9 protein-coding genes are annotated in these 18027 nt (G+C 70.2%); 7 read left to right on the forward strand and 2 right to left on the reverse strand.

The window, feature by feature from the left end; all coding sequences use genetic code 11:
- Positions 1-18 precede the first annotated feature (18 nt).
- From mrdA to ACIBG6_RS11185, 4 genes are read left to right on the forward strand one after another with little or no spacing between them, the layout of a single operon-like run.
- Positions 19-2205: a penicillin-binding protein 2 gene (gene mrdA, locus ACIBG6_RS11170; protein WP_399222295.1), complete on the forward strand. Its 2187-nt coding sequence runs from the start codon at positions 19-21 to the stop codon at positions 2203-2205.
- A gap of 4 nt (positions 2206-2209) precedes the next feature.
- Positions 2210-3409 (forward strand): rod shape-determining protein RodA, encoded by a 1200-nt coding sequence (gene rodA / locus ACIBG6_RS11175; protein WP_399222296.1) that lies wholly within the window; start codon positions 2210-2212, stop codon positions 3407-3409.
- 15 nt (positions 3410-3424) lie between these two features.
- Entirely contained in the window at positions 3425-5026 is a 1602-nt protein-coding gene (locus ACIBG6_RS11180) for a CHAD domain-containing protein (protein ID WP_399222297.1), read from the forward strand.
- Between the two features lie 52 nt (positions 5027-5078).
- The gene (locus ACIBG6_RS11185) at positions 5079-7007 is read left to right on the forward strand and encodes a TIGR03960 family B12-binding radical SAM protein (RefSeq protein ID WP_399222299.1); all 1929 of its coding nucleotides are present in this window, start codon (positions 5079-5081) and stop codon (positions 7005-7007) included.
- A gap of 151 nt (positions 7008-7158) precedes the next feature.
- Here ACIBG6_RS11185 and ACIBG6_RS11190 read toward each other — a convergent pair whose 3' ends face one another.
- Positions 7159-9474: a CDP-glycerol glycerophosphotransferase family protein gene (locus ACIBG6_RS11190; RefSeq protein WP_399222301.1), complete on the reverse strand. Its 2316-nt coding sequence runs from the start codon at positions 9472-9474 to the stop codon at positions 7159-7161.
- A 583-nt stretch (positions 9475-10057) separates the two neighbouring features.
- On the opposite strand from ACIBG6_RS11190, the gene ACIBG6_RS11195 reads away from it, so the two are divergent.
- A complete protein-coding gene (locus ACIBG6_RS11195) occupies positions 10058-13669 on the forward strand; it encodes a CDP-glycerol glycerophosphotransferase family protein (protein WP_399222302.1) in 3612 nt (1203 codons plus the stop codon).
- A gap of 114 nt (positions 13670-13783) precedes the next feature.
- Here the strand turns inward: ACIBG6_RS11195 and ACIBG6_RS11200 are convergent, their stop codons facing one another.
- Complete coding sequence (locus ACIBG6_RS11200) at positions 13784-15799, reverse strand: glycosyltransferase family 4 protein (protein ID WP_399222303.1); 2016 nt, start codon at positions 15797-15799, stop codon at positions 13784-13786.
- Positions 15800-15964: 165 nt separating this feature from the next.
- On the opposite strand from ACIBG6_RS11200, the gene ACIBG6_RS11205 reads away from it, so the two are divergent.
- The gene (locus ACIBG6_RS11205; RefSeq protein ID WP_399222305.1) at positions 15965-17101 is read left to right on the forward strand and encodes a hypothetical protein; all 1137 of its coding nucleotides are present in this window, start codon (positions 15965-15967) and stop codon (positions 17099-17101) included.
- A gap of 123 nt (positions 17102-17224) precedes the next feature.
- On the forward strand, positions 17225-18016 hold the full coding sequence (locus ACIBG6_RS11210) for a TIGR03936 family radical SAM-associated protein (protein ID WP_399222306.1): 792 nt from the start codon (positions 17225-17227) through the stop codon (positions 18014-18016).
- The last annotated feature ends 11 nt before the right edge of the window (positions 18017-18027 follow it).

Consider the following 18027-nt stretch of genomic DNA (forward strand, 5'->3'; position numbering starts at 1 on the left):
CGAGGGGGTCCCGGCAGTATGAGCAACATTCCCGAGACCGGGCGGACCCCGCGGGTCCAGATCCGGCTCGTCGTCATCCAGATCCTCGTCTTCTCGCTGCTCCTGACCCTGGGGGGCCGCCTCTGGTACCTCCAGATCCGCAACGGCAAGGAGTACACGGACGAGGCGAAGAACAACCACGTCCAGCAGGTCGTCCAGCCCGCCGTCCGCGGCTCCATCCTGGACGCCCGCGGTGTCCCGCTCGCCGACAACGAGACCCGCCTGGTGGTCTCCGCGTCCCGTACCGAGCTGATGAAGATAAAGGACAAGGGCAAGGCCGTCCTGACCCGGCTCGCGGACGTTCTCGAGATGAAGCCCGAGGACGTCATCAACAAGATCCGGCTCTGCGACTCCAAGACACCCAAGCCCTGCTGGAACGGTTCCCCGTACCAGCCGATCCCGGTGACCGACGAGGCCACCACCCAGCAGGCGCTGACGATCCGCGAGAGCACCGAGGACTTCCCCGGCATCACCGCCGAGCCCGCCGCCGTACGCCGCTACCCGGCGCCCGGCAAGGCCCGCACCTCGCAGGTGCTCGGCTACCTCTCGCCCGTCACCGACTCCGAGATCGAGAAGGCGAAGGACGGCGACTCGCCGTTCCTCCGCTCCGACCAGGTCGGCCGCTCCGGCATCGAGCGCACCTACGACAAGGAGCTGCGCGGCAAGGCGGGCGTGACCCGCTACGAGGTCGACAACCTCGGCCGGGTCATGGGCCAGACCGAGTCCGACCCCGGTATCGCGGGCTCCACCCTCGTCACCAGCATCGACGCCCGCGTCCAGGCCGTCGCCGAGTACGAGCTCAACGCGGCCATGAAGCTCGTCCGCGGCGAGACCGACAAGATCACCAACCGCAAGTACGAGGCCGACGCGGGCGCCGTCGTCGTCATGGAGTCGAGGACCGGCCGCGTCGTCGCGATGGCCTCCCAGCCGGACTACGACCCCAATGCCTGGGTCGGCGGCATCTCCGCCAAGGACTACGCCGCTCTCACCAGCAAGAAGTCCAACTACCCGCTGCTCAACCGGGCCATCCAGGGGCAGGCCGCCGCGGGCTCCATCTTCAAGGTGGTGTCGGCGAGCGCCGCCGTACGGGCCGGCCACGACTTCAACGACAAGTACAACTGCAGCAGCTCCTACAGCCTCGGCAGCCGCAGCTTCGCCAACTTCGAGTCCCAGGGACACGGCCCCATCACCCTGGGCGAGGCCCTCAAGTTCTCCTGCAACACCGTCTTCTACGCCCTGGGCCACCAGGAGTGGCAGCGTGACGGCGGAATAAAGCCCAAGCAGGGCGCCAACGACTGGTTCTACAAGACGGCCCGGGACTTCGGACTCGGCTCCGAGACCGGCATCGACCTGCCCAACGAGGTCAAGGGCCGCATCCCCGACCGCCAGTGGAAGCAGAGCTTCTGGGAGGCGAACAAGGACGCGTGGTGCAAGCAGGGCAAGAAGGGCGGCACCTACGTCCAGCAGATCGCCTACGAGAGCTGCCTCGAAGGCAACCAGCTCAAGGCCTACGACAGCATCAACTTCGCCATCGGCCAGGGTGACGTCCTCGTCACCCCCATCCAGATGGCCACCGCCTACTCCGCCATCAGCAACGGCGGCACCCTCTACGACCCCACCGTCGGCAAGGCCGTGATCAGCCCGGACGGCAAGTCGATCCGGGAGATCAAGCCCAAGGCCCACGGCAAGCTGCCGGTCGGCGCGGAGACGATCCGCGACCTCGACAAGGGACTGCGGTCCGTCGTCGAGCCCGGCGGAACCGCCGCCTGGCGGTTCGGCGGCTGGCCCCAGGACAAGATCCCGATGCGGGCCAAGACCGGCACCGCCCAGGTCTACGGCAAGCAGACCACCTCGTGGCTCGCGACCTACACCGACGACTTCACCATCATCATGACGATCTCTCAGGGCGGCACCGGCTCCGGCGCCTCCGGCCCCGCCGTGCGCAACATCTACGACGCCCTCTACGGCCTGGACGACGCGGGCAACCAGGACCTCAAGCGGGCCCTGCTCCCCGGGCCGCAGAAGGCCCTGCCGAAGGTGAACGCCGACGGCACCATCGACACTCCCGACATCAAGGCGTACGACCCGAAGTCGCAGCTCGTCGCTCCCGTCGAGAACGCCGGTGCGCCGCCGCTCGCGGGCCCGCCCCCCGGAAGGCGGGACTGACCCGATGACGACACGTACCAGCTTCTCCGTCTCCCGGTACGCCCCCGAGCGCGGGCCGCTCGCGAAGCTCACCGCCCGTGACTCGATGCTCCGCCGCCTCGACTGGCCGATGCTGGTCTCGGCGCTGGCGCTCTCCTTCATCGGGGCGCTGCTGGTCTGGTCCGCCACGCGGAACCGCACCGAGCTGAACCAGGGCGACCCGTACTACTTCCTCTTCCGGCACGCGCTCAATACCGGCATCGGGGTCGCCCTGATGATCGGCACGATCTGGCTCGGCCACCGCACCCTGCGCGGCGCGGTCCCGATCCTCTACACCCTCTCGATCGTGCTGATCCTCGCCGTCCTCACCCCGCTCGGCGCCACCATCAACGGCGCCCACGCGTGGATCGTCGTCGGCGGCGGCTTCTCCCTCCAGCCCAGCGAGTTCGTGAAGATCACGATCATCCTGGTCATGGCGATGCTGCTGGCCGCCAAGGTCGACGCGGGCGACCAGCTCCACCCCGACCACCGCACCGTCGCCAAGGCCCTCACCCTTGCCGCCCTCCCCATGGGCATCGTCATGCTGATGCCCGACCTCGGCTCGGTCATGGTCATGGCCGTCATCGTGCTCGGCGTGCTGCTCGCGTCCGGCGCCTCCAACCGCTGGGTCCTCGGCCTGATCGGCGCGGGCATCGGGGGCGCGGTCCTCGTCACGACGCTCGGCATGCTGGACGAGTACCAGATCAACCGCTTCGCGGCCTTCGCCAACCCCGACCTCGACCCGGCGGGCGTCGGCTACAACACCAACCAGGCCCGCATCGCGATCGGCTCCGGCGGCCTCCTCGGCGCGGGCCTCTTCAAGGGCTCGCAGACGACCGGCCAGTTCGTACCGGAGCAGCAGACCGACTTCGTCTTCACGGTGGCGGGGGAGGAGCTGGGCTTCGTCGGCGCCGGTCTGATCCTCGTCCTCCTCGGGATCGTGCTCTGGCGGGCCTGCCGGATCGCCCGCGAGACCACCGAGCTCTACGGCACGGTCGTCGCGGCCGGGATCATCGCCTGGTTCGCCTTCCAGTCCTTCGAGAACATCGGCATGACGCTCGGCATCATGCCGGTCGCGGGTCTGCCGCTGCCGTTCGTGTCGTACGGCGGCTCGTCGATGTTCGCGGTGTGGGTGGCGATCGGGCTGCTGCAGTCCATCAGGGTGCAGCGCCCGATGACCGCATAGGTCTAGATTCGTCTCATGGCGGAGACGAAGCGTGAGATCGAGCGGAAGTACGAGGCCACGAGCGGGACCCGGGTTCCGGACCTCACCCGGGTCCCCGGGGTCGAGGCCGTCGTGGACCGGGGCGTCATGGAACTCGACGCGGTCTACTACGACACCCCTGACCTGCGGCTCGCCGCCGACGCGATCACCCTGCGGCGGCGCACGGGCGGGGACGACGAGGGCTGGCACCTCAAGTTCCCCGTCGCCTCCGGAATCCGCGACGAGATCAGGGCCCCGCTGGCCGACACCCTCCCGGGTGAGCTGGCGGGGCTTCTGCGTTCCCGGGTCCGCGGCGTCGAGGTCGTCCCCGTCGTCCGTCTCCGCTCCGCGCGGGACGTCCGCCATCTGGTCGACGCGTCGGGCACGCTCCTCGCCGAGCTGTCCGTCGACACGGTCCGCGCCGAGCGGCTGCCCGGGGGAGCGAAGGCCACCTGGAAGGAGATCGAGGTCGAACTCGCCGACGACGCCGACGAGGCGATCCTCGACGCGGTCGAGAAGCGCCTCACGAAGGCCGGCATCCACGCCTCGTCGTCCGCCTCCAAACTGGCGAGGGCCCTGACGGAAACGGAAACGGAAACGGAGACGACACCGAGCGCCGAGCGCCGACGACCCGCCGAAGCCCAGGACGGAGCCCGGTCCGCCGAGCACGGAGCCCCCGAGACCGCCCCGGCCGCGGTCGAGGCACCCGCGCCCGGCACCGCTGGGCACGCCGTCCTCGTCTACGCGCGCGAGCAGATCGACGCGATCGTCGAGCTCGACCCGGCCGTCCGGCGCGACCTGCCCGACTCCGTGCACCAGTTGCGGGTCGCCTGCCGTCGGCTGCGCAGCGCCTTCAAGACGTACCGGAAGGTCCTCGACCGGGACGTCACCGACCCCCTCGGCGCCGAGCTGAAGTGGCTGGCGGCCGAGCTCGGGATCGCCCGGGACCAGGAGGTGCTGACCGAACGGCTGCGCGGCCGGATCGACGAGCTGCCCCGGAGCCTGCGGCTCGGACCGGTCCGCGGCCGGCTGCGGACCTGGTCCGCGGCCCGCGCCCGGGACGCCCGCCGCCGTACCCTCGCCGCGCTGGACTCGCCCCGCTACCTCGCCCTCCTCGATGCCCTCGACGCGCTGCTCGCCGACCCGCCCCTGCGGAAGGCCGCGTCCCGCGATGCCCGGAAGGTCCTCGCCCGGGCCGTCCTCAAGGACCATGACCGCCTGGCCGCCCGCGTCGACCGGGCCCTCGCTCTCGACCCCGGGGAGGAGCGCGACGTCGCGCTCCACGAGGCGCGCAAGGCCGCCAAGCGCGCGAGGTACGCCGCCAACGCCGCCAAGCCCACCCTAGGGAAGCCCGCGCGGAAGGTCGCCAAGCGTGTGAAGTCCGTCCAGTCCCTCCTGGGCGAACACCAGGACAGCGTCGTCGCCCGCGAGGCCCTCCGCGAGCTCGCGACCCAGGCCCACGCGGCCGGGGAATCCGCTTTCACCTGGGGACTTCTCCACGGCCGCGAGCAAGCGGCGGCGGAGGCCGGGGAGCGCGACCTCCCCGGGGTCTGGGCCAAGGCCGCGGCCCCGGAAATCCGCGCGGCGCTGACGCGCTGAGCACCGGGGTACGCTTGAGAGTCGCCCCCCTGCCAGCTCACGAAGGTTCGAGATGTCTGCTGCCGAGTCTGTCTTCCCGCAGCTCGAAGCTCTGCTCCCGCACGTGCAGAAGCCGATTCAGTACGTCGGTGGAGAGCTGAACTCCACGGTGAAGCCGTGGGAGTCCGCCGACGTCCGCTGGGCGCTGATGTACCCGGACGCGTACGAGGTCGGTCTGCCCAACCAGGGCGTCATGATCCTGTACGAGGTGCTCAACGAGCGCGAGGGCGTCCTCGCCGAGCGCACGTACAGCGTGTGGCCGGACCTCGAAGAGCTCATGCGCGAGCACGAGGTCCCGCAGTTCACGGTCGACTCGCACCGTCCCGTCGGCGCCTTCGACGTCTTCGGCCTGAGCTTCTCGACGGAGCTCGGCTACACGAACATGCTCACCGCCCTCGACCTCGCCGGCATCCCGCTGGAGGCGAAGGACCGGACCGTCGACCACCCGATCGTGCTCGCCGGTGGCCACGCCGCCTTCAACCCCGAGCCGATCGCGGACTTCATCGACGCGGCGATCATCGGCGACGGCGAGCAGGCCGTGCTCGACATGACCGAGATCATCCGCACCTGGAAGGCCGAGGGCAGGCCGGGCGGCCGCGAGGAGGTCCTCCTCCGTCTCGCGAAGACCGGCGCGGTCTACATCCCGGCGTTCTACGACGTCGAGTACCTGCCGGACGGCCGCATCGGCCGTGTCGTGCCCAACAGGTCCGGCGTGCCGTGGCGGGTCTCCAAGCACACCGTCATGGACCTCGACGAGTGGCCGTACCCGAAGCAGCCGCTCGTCCCGCTCGCGGAGACCGTCCACGAGCGCATGTCCGTCGAGATCTTCCGCGGCTGCACCCGCGGCTGCCGTTTCTGCCAGGCCGGCATGATCACGCGCCCCGTGCGGGAGCGAAGCATCACCGGCATCGGCGAGATGGTCGAGAAGGGTCTCAAGGCGACCGGCTTCGAGGAGGTCGGCCTCCTCTCGCTGTCCTCCGCCGACCACACCGAGATCGGTGACATCGCGAAGGGCCTCGCCGACCGGTACGAGGAGGACAAGGTCGGCCTGTCGCTCCCCTCGACCCGCGTCGACGCCTTCAACGTCGACCTGGCCAACGAGCTGACGAGGAACGGCCGCCGTTCCGGCCTCACCTTCGCCCCCGAGGGCGGCTCCGAGCGCATGCGCAAGGTCATCAACAAGATGGTCTCGGAGGAGGACCTCATCCGGACCGTCTCCACCGCGTACGGCAACGGCTGGCGCCAGGTGAAGCTGTACTTCATGTGCGGCCTGCCGACGGAGACCGACGAGGACGTCCTCCAGATCGGCGACATGGCGGTCAAGGTCATCGCCGAGGGCCGCAAGGTCTCCGGTCAGAACGACATCCGCTGCACCGTCTCCATCGGCGGCTTCGTCCCCAAGCCGCACACCCCGTTCCAGTGGGCGCCGCAGCTGTCGGCCGAGGAGACGGACGCGCGGCTCACGAAGCTCCGCGACAAGATCCGCGGCGACAAGAAGTACGGCCGCTCGATCGGCTTCCGCTACCACGACGGCAAGCCCGGCATCGTCGAGGGCCTCCTGTCGCGCGGCGACCGCCGTATCGGCTCGGTCATCCGCGCGGTGTACGAGGACGGCGGCCGCTTCGACGGCTGGCGCGAGCACTTCTCGTACGACCGCTGGATGGCGTGCGCCGAGAAGACGCTGCCCGGCTTCGGCGTGGACGTCGCCTGGTACACGACCCGCGAGCGCACCTACGAGGAGGTCCTGCCCTGGGACCACCTGGACTCCGGTCTCGACAAGGACTGGCTCTGGGAGGACTGGCAGGACGCGCTCGACGAGACCGAGGTCGAGGACTGCCGCTGGACGCCGTGCTTCGACTGCGGTGTCTGCCCCGCGATGCAGACCGAGATCCAGGTCGGCCCGACGGGCAAGAAGCTGCTGCCGCTGTCGGTCGTGAAGTAGCGCGCCGCAGGCACAGGATCGGACGAAGGCCCGGCCACGGACATCCGTGGCCGGGCCTTCGTCCGTCCGAAGAGGCGGATCCACCGGACACGAAGAGGCGCCCGGAGCCATCGCTCCGGGCGCCTCCTGCGCGTGTCCTCAGGGGCAAGCCCTAGTGGTCGGACCGGGCCGCGGTGAGCTCGTCCTGGTCCGCCGGCCGGGGGCGGAGCACCCCGGGACCCTCGGCCGATCGCGGCGCCGGGGCCGGGTGGCGCTCGGCGACGGGGACGACCGCCGGCCGCAGTTCCTCCTCGCCGAGGAAGACCCGCCGGACGACCCGCTCGGCCGCGAAGCCGTCGTCCCAGGCGCAGAACCGCTCCCGGAACGCCTGTCGCAGCGTGGCCGCCCGCTCGCCCTCCCAGGCGCCGCTGCGGAACGCCTCGATCAGCTCGTCCTCGGTCGTGGTGAGGACACCGGGGGTGTCGCCCGGCTCGCCGGAGAGCAGGTCGAAGGTGACGCCTCGGCAGGTCCGGTACGCCTCCCAGTCGTCGGCGTACGTGACGATCGGCCGGTCGAGGTTGGCGTAGTCGAACATGATCGACGAGTAGTCCGTGACGAGGGCGTCCGCCGCAAGGCAGAGCTCCTCGACGGACGGGTGCCGCGACACGTCGACGAGCGCGCCCCGCTCGGCGAGGGAGCTCAACTCCCGGTCGGCGCCGTAGAAGTAGTGGGCGCGGACCAACAGGACGAAGTCCGGGCCGAGTTCGCGGGCGAAGCGGGCGAGGTCCAGCCGGGAGACGAAGGCGTCCTTCTGGTGGTCGCGCACGGTGGGGGCGTACAGGATCGCCGTCTTGTCGTGCGCGATGCCGAGCTCGTCGCGGATCCGGCGGACGTCCGCCGCGGTGGAGCGGTAGTAGACGTCGTTGCGGGGGTAACCGGAGTTCACGGTCCGGAAGTCGGCCGGGTAGACCCGCTCCCAGTTCTCGGTGGAGTGCTGGTTCGACGAGACGCTGTAGTCCCAGCGGTCGACGCGCTCCAGCAGCTTCCCGAAGTCCATGCTGCGGGAGACGGCCGGGTAGTGCTGCTGGTCCAGGCCCATCCGCTTGAGCGGGGTGCCGTGGTGGGTCTGCAGGTGGATCTGGCCGGGGCGCTTGATCACGGCGTCGGGGAAGTTGACGTTGTTGACCAGGTACTTGGCCCGGGCCAGCGCCTTCCAGTAGCCGAAGGTGGCCGGGGCGATCCGCTTCAGCCCGGGCTGCACACTGCCGGCGTGCTCCTGGTTGACGACCCACACCCCGCGGATGCCGGGCGCGAGCCGCTTGGCCGCCTCGTGCACGGCGAGCGGGTTGCAGCCGGGGGTGCGGCCCCAGTACGCCGAGTACACGGCGAGGTTCTGGTCGACGGGGAGGCGGCGCTGCACGGCGTAGTAGGCGCGCAGGGCCTTGCGGCCGCCCCAGCGCTTGGACCGGCCGACGGAGCGGATGCCCGCCTCACGGGTGCCGTTGACCACCTTGAGGCCTTCGAAGCCGGTGTACGAACCGCTCCGCAGCACCTTGAACTTCAGGCCGAGGATGCCGGGCGGCGGCGTGAAGCCCGCGGGTTCGAGGTCGCGGTAGACCTTGGAGGCCTGCTTCAGGTACGCGCGGCGGTGGCCCTTCGGTATGCGGAAGTCCCGGGCGAAGGTGAACAGGAAGTGGGAGATCATCCGCGTGAAGACGGTCTTGCGGTATTCGTCGAGGCCGGGGCGGCCGTCGAGGTACGCGAAGACCCTCCGGTACTGGTCGAAGATCACGAAGTGCTTGCGCGGGGAGCTGCTGCGCATCGAGCTGCCGACCCGGCGCTGCCGGTACTCGACGACCACGTACTCCAGACCCGCGACGCGCTGGGCGACGGCCATGGACGTGTAGACCATGAGCGCGTCCTCGTACAGGCCGTCGGTGAAGGCGTAGCCCTCGCCGGTGAAGAAGTCGCGGCGGTAGAGGCGGTTCCAGACGACGGCGAACATCCGCAGCAGTTCGAGGCGGTCGGCGGGGCGGATCACCTGGTCGCGGATGCCGGCCAGGTACGGGCCCGAGTTGCTGGGCTCGACGGTGCCGTCCACGTGGGTGCGGACGTGGTCGAAGAGCAGGACCTCGGGGTCCTCGGCCTCGGCGAGCCGGTCCGCCATGGCTTCCAGGGAGCCGGGGCGGATCGAGTCGTCGCCGTCGATGAAGAGCAGGTAGTCGCCGCGGGCGTGCTCGACGCCGGTGTTCCGGGCGGCGCCGATGCCGCCGTTCTGGGCACGGTGGACGGCGCGCACCCGCGGGTCGCGCGCGGCGAACTCGTCGATGATGGCGCCGCTGCCGTCGAGGGAGCAGTCGTCGACCGCGATGATCTCGAAATTCTGGTAACTCTGCGTAGTCACCGATTCGAGGCACTCGCGGATGTAGCCCTCGACCCCGTACACCGGGATGATCACGCTGAATCGGGGGGTAGCTGCAGCCGGCATGCGTCGTGTCTCCTCAGTCGAACCGCTCAAGCGCAGTATGCAGGAGGCCTTCCGCACGCCGGAAACCGCACGTGCTCGCGTACGGGGTGAACATCCTCTTCCTTGCGGGTGTGGGAGGGCCCAACGACAAGAGAACGCCGGAATTGCGGATCGTCTACCCTGGACAGCTGCGGCGGCCGGGGGCCGCCGCACAGTCATGCAGGCAGATGGACCGGTGAGGAATGTCCCGACCGACCCTGGTGGTCCCCATACGCAACGCGCGCTCCCGCATACCGGGGCGCGCGGAAACGGTCCTGCGTTCTTCTGTGTCTCTGGTCACGGCTCCCCGCGTCACGGTGCGGCAGGTCCGCTTTCCTTCGGGGCGGGCCGGAGGGCGGCAGCTAAGCTGCGGACCGGGTACCGGGACAAGTACTGCAGTTCGACGGCGGGCGTGCGGCCCAGCACGTCGCCCGGCGGATCCTCTCCGGAGGGTGGAGACACCCCCCGCCGATCCGCCGGAAATCCCCAAGCACGCCACCCCGTCACCCCCTCAGGCGCTCGAGCTCGTCGAGCGGGTCTGAACCAGAAAGGAACGCAGAACTCCATGGCACCCCGGCTCAGCGTCATCGTCCCGATCTACAACGTGGCGGAGTACCTTCCCGCCTGCCTCAACTCGTTGGCCGTGCAGACCTTCCAGGACCTGGAAGTTCTCATGATCGACGACGGGTCCACCGACGACTCCAACGCCATAGCGGCGGAGTTCGCCGACAAGGACGCCCGGTTCCGGCTGATCCGCAAGGAGAACGCCGGCCTGGGTGCGGCCCGTAACACGGGACTCGACAGCCTGGCGCCGGAGAGCGAGTTCGTGACGTTCGTCGACAGCGACGACATGATCCCGCCGGACGCCTTCCGGCTGATGATCAGCAGCCTGGACGAGACCGGCTCCTCCTTCGCCACGGGCAACGTGGAGCACATCAACTCCACCCGCGTCTGGCAGTCGCCGATGCACCGGTTCCTTTCCCGGGGCGCCGTGAAGCGCACGCACGTCCGGAAGAACCGGAACCTCCTGACGGACCGCCTCGCCTGCAACAAGCTCTTCCGGCGTGACTTCTGGGAGCAGCACGGCCTGCGCTTCCCCGAGGGCGTGCTGTACGAGGACACCCCGGTCATCGTGCCGGCCCAGTTCCTCGCCGAGTCCGTCGACATCATCAGCGACGCCACGTACTACTGGCGTCTGCGCGAGGGCGAGGCCAACCCCTCGATCACCCAGCGCCGTAACGAGCCCAAGGCGGCCCGTGACCGGGCCACCGGCTGCGAGCACGTCAGCCGGTTCCTCGCCGAGCAGAACGACCCCGCCGCCGACGCGCTGAAGCTCGCGTACGACAAGACCGTCCTCACCGGCGACCTGCGCATCTTCCTCAACGTGATGCCCGACGGCGACGAGGAGTACCGCGCCGAGTTCCTGCGCGTGGCGAACAAGTTCCTCGACCAGATCGACGTCAAGCTGATCAACACGCTGCCCACGGCGCTGCGCGTCAAGTGGCTGCTGGTCCGCAAGCACGCCGCGAACGAGCTGGTCGACTTCATCGAGGCGGAGCGCCTCGGCGAGCCGGTCGGGCTCGACGGCGTCGTCCGCAAGTACGCCCGGTACTCCGCGCTGGAAGCCCGCGGCGACCTGGTGCCCAAGAAGCTCCTGCGCGTCGACAAGGACCTCCAGCTGCGTTCCCCGCTGGACGACCTGACGTGGGAGAACGGCAAGCTGAAGCTGTCCGGCCACGCCTGGATCGACCGCGTCGACCAGACGGGCAAGCGCAGCGTCGTCAAGCTCCTCCAGCTGAAGAAGGACGGCACCCAGCGCCGCGTCCTCGTCCCGCTGGGCAACATCTTCGCCCCCGAGGCCACCACCGCCTCCGGGCACAAGGGCCGCGGCCACAGCTTCGACTGGGCCGGCTGGGAGACGACCATCGACCCCGCCCGGTTCCGCAAGGGCGGCAAGTGGCAGGAGGGCCTCTGGCACGTGGGCATGCGCGTCATGTCCGGCGGCCTCGTCCGCTCCCGCTCCGTGCACTCGTACGGCACGGACCGCCTGACCTACCCGCCCTACCAGTGGCTCGACGACGACTTCCGGATCGTCCCGGAGATCCGGCGCGCGGCGCTCAAGCTGCGCATCGAGAAGGTGCCGGTCGTCATCACCGGCTTCAAGCCCGAGGGCGACGAGATCGTCGTCGACGGCGTGTTCCGTGAGACCTTCGCCATGGGCACCGAGATCATCCTCCGCGTCGCCAACCAGAACAGCGGCGAGGTGCTCACCTACCCGGCGGAGGTCCTCGACGTCACCGGCGGGCACACGCGACTGCGCGTCCGCGTGCCCCTGGGCGACATAGCCCTGCTGCCGGAGCACCAGGACAGCGCCGAGGCCGCCTCCGGCGGTGGCGCCGACGCCGCGAAGACGATGCGCCGCAACTGGAGCACCCAGATACGCGTCACGGAGCCCGGCCAGAACCAGCGCTCCGTCAAGGTCGTCGTCAAGGACGGCGTCCCGGACCTCCAGGTCCGCCTGCCCGCCGAGTTCGGCGGCGAGGAAGCCATGCAGAACGAGGTGGCGGTCCTCTCCGGAGCCAACGGCTACCTGAAGTTCTCCGGCCGCCCGCTGCGCGCCAGGATCACCGGCATCGCCTTCGCCGACGGGACGTTCCTCGTCCGCGGCGCCGCGCCCGTGGAGCTGTCGGACCACCGCCTCGTCATCAGCGCCAAGGGCCGCTTCGACGAGCGCACGGTCCCGCTGAACGTCCTGCCGGACGGCACCTTCGAGGCCTCCTTCCGCCCCGCCACGATGACGGGCACCAACAGCCGCCTGCCGCTCAAGGCCGGCCGCTGGGTCCTCCGCCTGGAGACCCCCGACGAGGAGCAGTCCCTGCCGCTCGTCGTGGACCGGCTCGCCGTGTCGCAGTTCCCGCTGGAGGGCTCGCACAACGGCCGCGACTACCGGATGGAGGTGCACTGGCAGGACCACCCCCAGCTCAACTGCCTGCCCGACCTCACGGACATGGAGCGGGGCGCCAACCGCCAGTACCAGCTGCGGACCGAGGTCTACGAGCGCGGCCGCGAGCTGCCGCTGCGCGACGAGGTCCTGTACATCAGCTACAACGGCAAGCAGTTCTCGGACAGCCCCCGCGCGGTCCACGAGGAACTGCTCCGCCGCGGCTCGGACCTGAAGCACCGGTGGCTGGTCCGCGACGGCCAGGTCGAGCTTCCCGACACGCTCGAGCCCGTCCGCTTCCAGGGCACCGACTGGTACGACGCCCTGGCGCGCTCGCGGTACATCATCACCAACGCCCACCTCCCGCACTGGATCAAGCGGCGGCCGGGACAGGTGATCGTGCAGGCCTGGCACGGCACCATGCTGAAGAAGATCGGCCTGGACATCGACGCGCCCAAGTTCGACCCGAACTACCACGAGCGCCTGGTCCAGGAGGCGGCGAACTGGAACATCCTCGTCTCGTCCAACCGCTTCAGCACGCCCATCCTGAAGAGGGCCATGGGCTACAACGGCCTGATCGCCGAGACGGGCTACCCGCGCAACGACTACCTGTACGCCGAGGACCGCGACGAGCGGGCCAAGGAGGTCAAGGCGCGCCTGGGGCTCCCCGAGGGCAAGAAGGTCGTGCTGTACGCGCCGACCTGGCGCGACGACCTGTCCCACGCCCGCGGCCAGTTCAAGTTCGACCTCCGCGTCGACCTCGAAGACGCCCGCCGCCGCCTCGGGGACGACCACGTCTTCCTCATCCGGCGCCACTCCAACATCGTGGACAGCATCCCGGGCGCCGGTAACGGCTTCGTCTTCGACGTCTCCGAGTACCCGGACATCGCGGACCTCTACCTGGCCGCCGACATCATGATCACGGACTACTCCTCGGTCATGTTCGACTACGCGCACCTGCGTCGTCCGATGCTGTTCTTCACGTACGACCTGGAGCACTACCGCGACCGGCTCCGCGGCTTCTACTTCGACTTCGAGGAGGACGCGCCGGGCCCGCTGGTCGAGACCTCGGACGACCTGCTCACGGCCATCCGGGAGATCGACGAGGTGAAGGTCGCGTACCAGGAGAAGTACGACGAGTTCCACCACCAGTTCTGCGACCTCGACGACGGTCACGCGGCCGAGCGTCTCGCCGACCTGATGTTCAAGACGGCCGAGGACGGCGCGCCGCTGTAGTCGGTGCCCCCGGGCGTACGGAAGAGCCCCGGTCCGCAGGTCTCCCTGCGGGCCGGGGCTCCGTCGTGCGCGGGCCGGGACCGGTAGGTCCTGTCAGGCCCTACCGCTCGCCGGTCACTTCTTGTCGATGATCTTCAGCGAGAGCTGGCCGTTGCTGGAGAAGTACGGGCGCAGCTCGTGCATGACCGGGGTGCCGGGCACGGAGGCCAGGCGGTTGCGCCAGACGCTCTTCGACTTGGTGTCCGCGGCGGCCGCGACCGGCGCGCCGGAGCTCTTCACCACCGGGTACGGGTAGGTGAAGACGTCCATCGGGGTGAGCACGTCGGTGGCCAGCTTGCAGACGCGGATCCGGGCGGAGTCCTTGTCCGGCAGCAGCCAGAGGTCCCAGACGTCCTCGGCGCCGGCCTGGTGGAGGCGGGCCGCGGCGGCGTTGTCCAGGGTGGCCGTGAAGCGTCCGTCGGCGCCGGCCTTCACCGGGAAGGTGAAGTTCCTGTCGGCCTCCTTGCGGTGGACGGCCTCGATCACGCTGCTCTTGCCGGGCTCGACGCCCCAGGCGGCGGCGTCGATGACGATCGAGGTGGCGCCGGCGTGCAGGGCCGCGACCTCGACGTGCTGGGCGCGCACCCGGCTCTGCACGCGCAGGGTGCCGTCCGTGTGGGCGTACGGCAGCAGCACGGACAGGGCGGGGCCCTCGGTGCGGGGCAGCTTCAGCGAGAGCATGTGGAGGGTGTCGCAGCCGGCCGACCGCAGCGGCAGGTCGAAGCCGGCGGCGCGGACCGCGAGCTCCCAGTCGCCCTCGACGAGCTTGCCGAGCGCGGGCACCAGCGCCTCGCCGCCGACGAAGGGGACGACGACCTCGTCGGCCTTCTTGCGGATGTCCTTGCAGACCAGCTCGGCGCCGCTGTCGGCGGACAGCCCGTCGACCAGCACCCGGACGTCGCCCTGCGGATCGACCACGGCGGCGGCGGTGCGGGGGATGGCCCGGCGGGCCCGCATGGTCTCCACGAGCCGCTCGAAGCGGGCGACGGTCTCGGCCTCCTGGAAGCGGACCACGTTCGTCACCGCGGCGGCCGCCATCTTCCGGCGCAGGTCCTCGTCGGAGATCAGCTTCTCGATGTGCTCGGCGAGCGCCGCCTTGTCGCCGAGCGGCACGACGTAGCCGTCCTCGCCCTGCGTGATGATGTTGCGCGGGCCGTGCGGGGCGTCGTAGCAGATCGCCGGCAGGCCGGCCGCCATCGCCTCGACGGTGACGTTACCGAAGGCCTCCAGGTGGGACGGGAGGACGAACACGGACGCCTTGGCGAACTCCGGGGTGACCGGGGTGGCAGGGCCCATCAGGAAGATCTGGTTGTTGCTGTCCGTGTCGTTGATCTTCTTGCGCAGGTTGGCGCGCTCGGGGCCGGAGCCGTAGATCCGCAGGCTCCAGTCCGGGTGGCGGGGCGCCACGGTGGAGAAGGCCTCGATGAGGTCGCCGAAGCCCTTGTGGGTCTTGAGCAGACCGGCGGTGACCACGATCTTGTTGTCACCGGTGGACATCTGGCCCTCGTGGGCCGGGATGCAGTTGGGCATCGGGGAAAGCAGGTGGTTCACGGCGGGGACGACCCCGGCGATGGTCCGGCACTCGTCCGGCGTCGGCGCGGTGATCGCGTCCATCTTCGGGTACGCGTCCTTGAAGAGGGCGTCCCGGATGTGCGGGCCGTAGCGCGCGGGCCGCGAGTGCTCCATCGCGACCTTCAGGAAGTCGCCGTCCGCGTAGGCCAGCATGATCGTGATCTTGGGGTTGTTGCTGACCACGATGTCGGCGTCGGTCGTGGCCAGGTACTCCATCAGCCGCTTCTCGGCCAGGCGGCTGACCCACGGCTTCTTGTCCGTCGGCTCGTTCGGGTAGATGTGCGGGAAGACCTCGATCATCGGGTCGTCACCGTCATACGTGTGCGAGTGCTTCCGCATGTCGGTGAGGGCGAGGGTCTTCACCCGGGGGTCGAGCGGGAAGTACGCCTGGTCGAGGTTGCGACGGAGGGAGACCAGCTCGACCTCGTGGTGGTCCGCCAGCGCCTTGGCCAGGTTGTGGATGGCACTGACCACGCCGCCGATGTGACAGCGGTCGACCAGAAGGAAGGATATTTTCATACCGAGCCTCAACGTGTCCTGGGGTAGGTGGGGGGATGCGCAAGGTGTGTGGGGGGACGGGCGTAGGGACCTAGGCTACGGGGCCGCTCCTGGGGGCGGTGCCGAACAGTCCGGATCCGGTTGCCGGGGGTGAACCATGAACGGACCTTTCGCGTCTCCCGGAACATGTACCTGGAGAAAGCGGCCCCCCGGCCGGATCCCGAAGGCTGTCTGACGGCGGCCATCAGGATCCCCGTACGGATCGTCGTCCTTGTCGTCGTCGTCCCCGTACGCCTCGTATGGGACGCGCTGGTCCTGTGCGGCGGTTTCCTGGGCCGGGTACTGCTGCGCCCACTGGGCCGCGCGTACGACTGGTTCCACGCGCACGTGCTCGCCCCCGTCGGCCGTGCCGTCGCCCGGATGGCCGAGGCCGTCGCCACGGCGACGTGGTGGCTGTGCAAGGCGGTCTTCTACTGGCCCTGGCTGGGCCTGTGGCGCTACGTCGTCGTACCGATCGCCGTCCACCTGATCGCCCGCCCGGTGGCCTGGCTGTACCGGGCCGTCCTCACGCCGCTCGGGCACGGCCTGGCCCGCGCGACGGCCTGGGTGTACGCACGGCTGCTCGCACCGTTCGGGCGTGGTGCCGGACTGGCGCTGTGGGCGGTGCTCGTCTGGCCGTGGACGGCCATGTGGCGGTACGTGGCCGTGCCGCTCGCGTCGGGGACGTACCGCTACGTCCTCACCCCGCTCGGCCATGCCCTCACCTGGCTCGGCCGCGGCGTCGCCTGGCTCGGCAAGGGCCTCGCCGCCGGCCTGATGTGGCTCGGGAAGGTCCTCGTCGTCGTCCCCGCCGTGTTCCTGTACCGCTGGGTGCTCACCCCCGTCGGACGTGTCCTCGCGCTGATCGGCCGCGAGATCGCCGACGCCCTCGCGGTGGCCTGGCGCGTGGCCGGGTACGTCTCGCTCGCGGTCGGCCGCGCCCTGAAGTGGCTCGCGTGGAACCTGGTCGGCCTGCCCGTGAGCTGGTTCTACCGGAGCGTGTGCACCCCGGTCGGCCACGTCGTGCGCGACGCCGTGTGGCGCCCCGCCAGGAAGGCCGCCGTGGAGACCGGCCGGGCCGTCCGCGGAGCCCTCGCCTCGGCGCGCGAGACCGTGCGCCGGGCGCGCCGCGACGCGTGGCACGCGCTGGTCGGCGGGGAGCGGCAGCCGGAGCCTGTGAACGCCATCCGGGGTCAGGCGCGTAACCTGGGAGGTGCTGCACCACAACAGACCGTTCCCGGCGTGGTGGCCGAGACCGAGATCTCCCTGCACAAGCGGGGGTGAGCCGGCCGGCCCCGAGGGAACCCCCGTACACCCGAGGGCGGCGCGTCACCCGCGCCCGCCCCGCACCGAGGAGAAGAACCACTGGGCAAGCGACAGCCCGAAGGCCCGCCGCCCGCACCGGCGGTGCAGCGCATCCGACTGCGCTACACCAAGCGCGGCCGCCTCCGGTTCACCAGCCATCGTGACTTCCAGCGCGCCTTCGAGCGTGCGCTGCGCCGCGCCGAGGTGCCCATGGCGTACTCGGCCGGCTTCACCCCGCACCCCAAGGTGTCGTACGCCAACGCCGCCCCGACCGGTACGGGCTCCGAGGCCGAGTACCTGGAGATCGCGCTCACCCAGACGCGCGACCCCGAGATGCTGCGGGCGCTGCTCGACGAGTCCCTTCCCACGGGCCTCGACATCACCGACGCCGTAGAGGCCCGGACCTCGGGTCTCGCCGACCGCCTCACCGCCTCCGTGTGGGAGCTCCGGCTCGAAGGCGTCACCGTCGAGGACGCGCAGAAGGCCGCCGACGCGTTTCTCGCGGCCGAGACCGTGGAAGTACAGCGCAAGACCAAGAACGGCATCCGCACCTTCGACGCCCGCTCCGCGGTCACCGAGCTGACGGTTTCCTCCGCCCAGGGCGATCCCCAGGGTGAGAGGACGCTGGACAGCGCCTGTGCGATACTGCGGCTGGTTGTTCGGCACGTGACACCTGCCGTACGACCCGACGACGTCCTGTCCGGTCTCCGAGCTGTGGCCGACCTGGCGCCGCCGGTCCCCGCTGCGGTGACCAGGCTGGCGCAGGGGCTCTTCGACGAGGAGTCCGGCACGGTGACCGACCCGCTCGCGCCCGACCGCGAGGCAGTCACGGCCGCTTCATCCACGGCCGCCGCGACCGCCTCAGCGACGGCGCCGGGTGCAGGTACCGCGTAGGGAGCGGTCGT

Origin of the sequence: Streptomyces sp. NPDC050842 (assembly GCF_044456565.1) — a bacterium.
Classification (GTDB): Bacteria; Actinomycetota; Actinomycetes; order Streptomycetales; family Streptomycetaceae; genus Streptomyces.

Coding starts and splice junctions, on each gene's coding strand:
- ACIBG6_RS11180 (WP_399222297.1), top strand. CDS start 3,425: ATGGCGGAGACGAAGCGTGAGATCGAGCGGAAGTACGAGGCCACGAGC.
- ACIBG6_RS11200 (WP_399222303.1), bottom strand. CDS start 15,799: ATGAAAATATCCTTCCTTCTGGTCGACCGCTGTCACATCGGCGGCGTG.
- ACIBG6_RS11185 (WP_399222299.1), top strand. CDS start 5,079: ATGTCTGCTGCCGAGTCTGTCTTCCCGCAGCTCGAAGCTCTGCTCCCG.
- ACIBG6_RS11190 (WP_399222301.1), bottom strand. CDS start 9,474: ATGCCGGCTGCAGCTACCCCCCGATTCAGCGTGATCATCCCGGTGTAC.
- rodA (WP_399222296.1), top strand. CDS start 2,210: ATGACGACACGTACCAGCTTCTCCGTCTCCCGGTACGCCCCCGAGCGC.
- ACIBG6_RS11205 (WP_399222305.1), top strand. CDS start 15,965: ATGTACCTGGAGAAAGCGGCCCCCCGGCCGGATCCCGAAGGCTGTCTG.
- ACIBG6_RS11195 (WP_399222302.1), top strand. CDS start 10,058: ATGGCACCCCGGCTCAGCGTCATCGTCCCGATCTACAACGTGGCGGAG.
- mrdA (WP_399222295.1), top strand. CDS start 19: ATGAGCAACATTCCCGAGACCGGGCGGACCCCGCGGGTCCAGATCCGG.